This window comes from Acetobacter fallax (assembly GCF_011516735.1).
Classification (GTDB): domain Bacteria; phylum Pseudomonadota; class Alphaproteobacteria; order Acetobacterales; family Acetobacteraceae; genus Acetobacter; species Acetobacter fallax.
The window spans coordinates 1-3,792 of record NZ_WOSX01000092.1 but is presented as its reverse complement, the minus strand read 5'-3'; the positions used below and the strand labels follow the sequence as shown (position 1 = coordinate 3,792).

3 protein-coding genes are annotated in these 3,792 nt (G+C 52.3%); all 3 read left to right on the top strand.

Annotated elements, in window-relative coordinates:
- Positions 1 to 244 precede the first annotated feature (244 nt).
- Positions 245 to 1,138, top strand: a complete 894-nt coding sequence (locus GOB85_RS18375) for a LysR family transcriptional regulator (RefSeq protein ID WP_173578820.1) — start codon at positions 245 to 247, stop codon at positions 1,136 to 1,138.
- A 308-nt stretch (positions 1,139 to 1,446) separates the two neighbouring features.
- Positions 1,447 to 2,997, top strand: coding sequence for a serine hydrolase (locus GOB85_RS18370; protein ID WP_173578821.1), 1,551 nt, complete (start codon positions 1,447 to 1,449; stop codon positions 2,995 to 2,997).
- A 328-nt stretch (positions 2,998 to 3,325) separates the two neighbouring features.
- A complete protein-coding gene (locus tag GOB85_RS18365; RefSeq protein WP_242011630.1) occupies positions 3,326 to 3,667 on the top strand; it encodes a serine hydrolase in 342 nt (113 codons plus the stop codon).
- Positions 3,668 to 3,792 lie beyond the last annotated feature (125 nt).

The following is a 3,792-nucleotide window of genomic DNA, read 5'->3' as shown; positions in this document are numbered from 1 at the left end:
GATCAGGAGGCAGAAGATACGGCTGAGACCGGTCAGACGGGATGAAGCTGCTCATCTCACCACCTTACAACCTTACCCCTTCACAGGGTACCCCAACCCGACAGGCTGCTAACAGGTATTAACACGCTGTTATTACTCTGTCAGAATGAATGTGTGCCATAATCGGATGCGGCCTTTGGCGTCTGTTTCAGGCAATGCTACATTCACTATACCTCACTCAGATTGCAGGGAGACAGAGCAACTCATGCGCCTTCGTCAGATTGAAGTCTTTTATGCGATCATGACGACGGGATCGCTCCGCAGAGCGGCGGAAGTGCTCCATGTGTCGCAGCCAGCGGCGAGCAAGGTGCTGCGTTATGCCGAGCAATCTCTGGGATTCGCGCTGTTCGAGCGGACCGGTGGTCGTCTCGTGCCGACCCGTGAAGCTCGCATCATGCTACCGCACGTGAATGCAATCTTCGAAAAACTATCCGATCTGAAACGTCTGACTGACAACCTTCGCTATGCCCGGAATGGTCATTCAATCAGTATCGGTTGTGTTCCCAGTCTGGGCCTTAGTCTGGTTCCCCGTGTTGTCCAGCGTTATCATGCCGCCCATCCCGGCACAGAACTGACGATCGACACACTTCATGGCACCGAAATCGTTTCGCGCATCCTCAATCATGATCTCGATCTTGGAATCGTGTTTGGTGATTATACCCGCGACGGTCTGACTGTGGATTATATCGCCGATGTGCCGTTACTACTAATTGATGCCGAACCTGTTTCTTCTGCCCCCGTTAGTTTGGAAGAGATTGATCCGCAACGTTATATCGGTCTGAGTGAAAATGACCCGACCGAACGGCTGCTTGACATGGCCATGGAGGAAGCCGGTGTCTCCGCCGCACCGTCCATCAGAGTCCGTACTCATTATATGGCTGCGGAACTCGTAAGGCTTGGTGCGGGATGCAGCATCGTGGATGCTTTGACGGCACTCTATCATCCGGGTCTTCCGAAGCCACAGGAACTCAATCCGCCATTGAGTGTCTCCTGCACAGTGCTGTCTCGCGCGGACTATGCCTTGTCTCATATTTCACGTGATATCCTCATATTCCTTCGTGCAGAACTCGATGTTGATCTTGCCAGACTGGCTAAGTGAGTGACGGGATAACTTATTGTGGACATAGTACCCACACGGGAGCCGTCGAATGTTTTTTCACGCTGATGAAAACGAAACGCCAGGTTAAGGGTGGAAAGCCTTTCGTTATGAGACAAAATCGAATTTTCATGCTTTCCTGACTGGAGCGCTCTGCTTCTGCATGTTCATGCGTTTGTCAGTCTGAAATCGTTTCGTTTTTCAAAGTTGCTGGATATCTGTTGGTGATAAAGCTATTTGCAGTATGTTCAGAGGCATTCCGATCCGTGTTTTCCGGTAATGGTCGCGGTATCAATGCACTGATCCTCATAATGTTTTCTCTTGTTGCGTTGCCGGCTCAGGCAGCGCCGTCTCTGCCGAAAGGGCTGACGCAGAGCGAGATTGACAGTGTTGTCGAACGTACGCGTGATGCTTTTCGGGTGCCGGGTATCGCGGTTGCAGTCGTACAGGACGGACAAGTCGTCTTTGCCCGTGGCTATGGTCGTCGTAGTGAAAATACTCATAGCGAAAGCGTCGATGCGCGCACATTGTTTGCAATCGGTTCTAATACAAAGGAGTTCACAACGACGGCGCTCGCGCTGCTGGTCGATGAGGGAAAGCTGAAATGGAATGATCGCGTCATCGATCATATGCCGGAATTCCGAGTGTCTGATCCATGGATCACGAAAGAGTTTCGCATCAGCGATCTGCTGACTCACCACAGCGGCATGGGGTTGGGTGCGGGAGATCTGATGCTTTTCTCTCACAGCACAATGTCCCGTGCGGAGGTTGTTGCTGCGCTGCCTTACATGCCCTTTACCGCACCATTCAGGTCAGACTACGCATATAATAATCTGTTATATGTAACAGCGGGTGCGCTCATTGAGAAAATCACTGGAAAAAACTGGGAAGAATTTATTCAGACCCGTCTGATTAATGCTGCGGGTCTTCCTGCCTGCCAGAGTACGCCGCCCGTTCGGGGTGAAGTGGATGTTGCTACGGGTGAAGGTGAAGAAGATGGTCATCTGCCTGATCGCGCTTCATTGCGTCTTCCTGCCGTGGCGCCTGCGGGCGGAATCTGGTGCAGTCTGGATGGTCTGAGCCGCTGGGTACAAACATACCTGAATGGCGGCAAAACCCCTGAAGGTAAAACAATTATCAGCATGGCGCAGCGAGACGCAGTCTGGGCTCCTCACGTATTATTGCCACCAGCCAGCACTGCGGAAGCCACGGAAAGTCATTTTCGTGCATATGGCTATGGCTGGTTCGTGGAAGATTTTTTCGGAAAACGACGCGTCTGGCATACCGGTACAATCGACGGCATGGTCAGCTATGTCTCGTTCCTTCCTGAATTGCACTCTGGCATCATCGTTCTTACTAATCACGATGACCACCGCGCAACCTTTGCAATTGCGACAACTCTGAGTTCGCTTGTCGCAACAGGAACAAGTGCCGACTGGGTCCGTCACTGGAAAGATGAGGAAAATGCAACTGCGGCTACGCAGGCCCGTTTTGCAGCTTCAACCGGACCCGGTTCGCCGATACGTCCGTTTATTCATCTGTCGTCGTCTGATCAGCAGGATTATGTTGGGCTTTATCATGACAACTGGCGGGGTGACATCCATGTGACAAAGCAGGCAGATGCGCTCCGACTCTCATTCGACCGATCTGACGGTCTCAGTGGCGCACTTTTCGCTCTGCCACACGATCTGTTTGTTGTGCGCTGGGATAATCGTGCTCAGGACGCGGGTGATGACTGCTACGTGCAATTCCATCGCGACGTTACAGGAAAAATCACGGATATGAGTATGCAGGTCATTGGTTCCGATTTCAGTTTCGATGCACAGGATTTGCATCCGTGGAAAATTTCGGATCAGCCATGACGTGCCTGAGTCGAAGGTGTTTTCCGCAGGGCGTTTGTCTGCTGTGCACTGGTCACTCCTTACAGCCTGCACAAGCCTTGCTTCCGGTAATCGCTTTGTCGCGGCGATGCTCTGATCCACAAGGTGATCACTGCAGGAGGTTGTGCTGGAGCTGTTCTGGTTGTCGGACAGCATGGACAGGTCGTCCATCGGGGCGTCTTTGGCATGCGATCCGTTGTCCCGAAGCGGGAAGCAACGACGTGGGATACGGTGTTTGACATGGCTCCTCTTACCAGGCCTGAAGCCACAGGGAGGCTGGCAGGGCAGGAACGAAAGCTTTTTGCGAGTTATGGAGGTTACACCACAGATTACGGCTGGGACTGGTTTCATCTATAGTGATATTAATTTCATAGCGCTCGGATCTCTGGTCGAGCATCTGTCGGGTCAGACCCTCGCGGATTACGCCCTGCAACATATTCTGGTTCCTCTGGGTGGGATTCATTTTTGTTTCACTCCATCGCGTGAGATGCGGCATGTGATTGCGCCCACTCAATACGACGAAAATGGCATGATGCTTCGCGGTGTGGTACATGATCCGACAGCGCGACGCATGGGAAGAGTTTCCGGGAATGCCGGCCTGTTTTCCGATGCTGACGATATCACGCTGTATGCCCAGACGCTGCTCAACTGACGGGTCGGCCGACTTAGGTCCTGTTAGATCTTGAAATTCTTCCCATATTGTAGGGATGGAAGAAGGAGACAGAACAGGCATCTTTACGGACGAGGCATGGACGATCTGGAAACCTCTGATTGAGG

What these genes read in the sequence shown, in the direction of transcription:
- GOB85_RS18365 (WP_242011630.1), top strand. Translation starts at nt 3,326, where the DNA reads ATGGAGGTTACACCACAGATTACGGCTGGGACTGGTTTCATCTATAGT.
- GOB85_RS18370 (WP_173578821.1), top strand. Translation starts at nt 1,447, where the DNA reads ATGTTTTCTCTTGTTGCGTTGCCGGCTCAGGCAGCGCCGTCTCTGCCG.
- GOB85_RS18375 (WP_173578820.1), top strand. Translation starts at nt 245, where the DNA reads ATGCGCCTTCGTCAGATTGAAGTCTTTTATGCGATCATGACGACGGGA.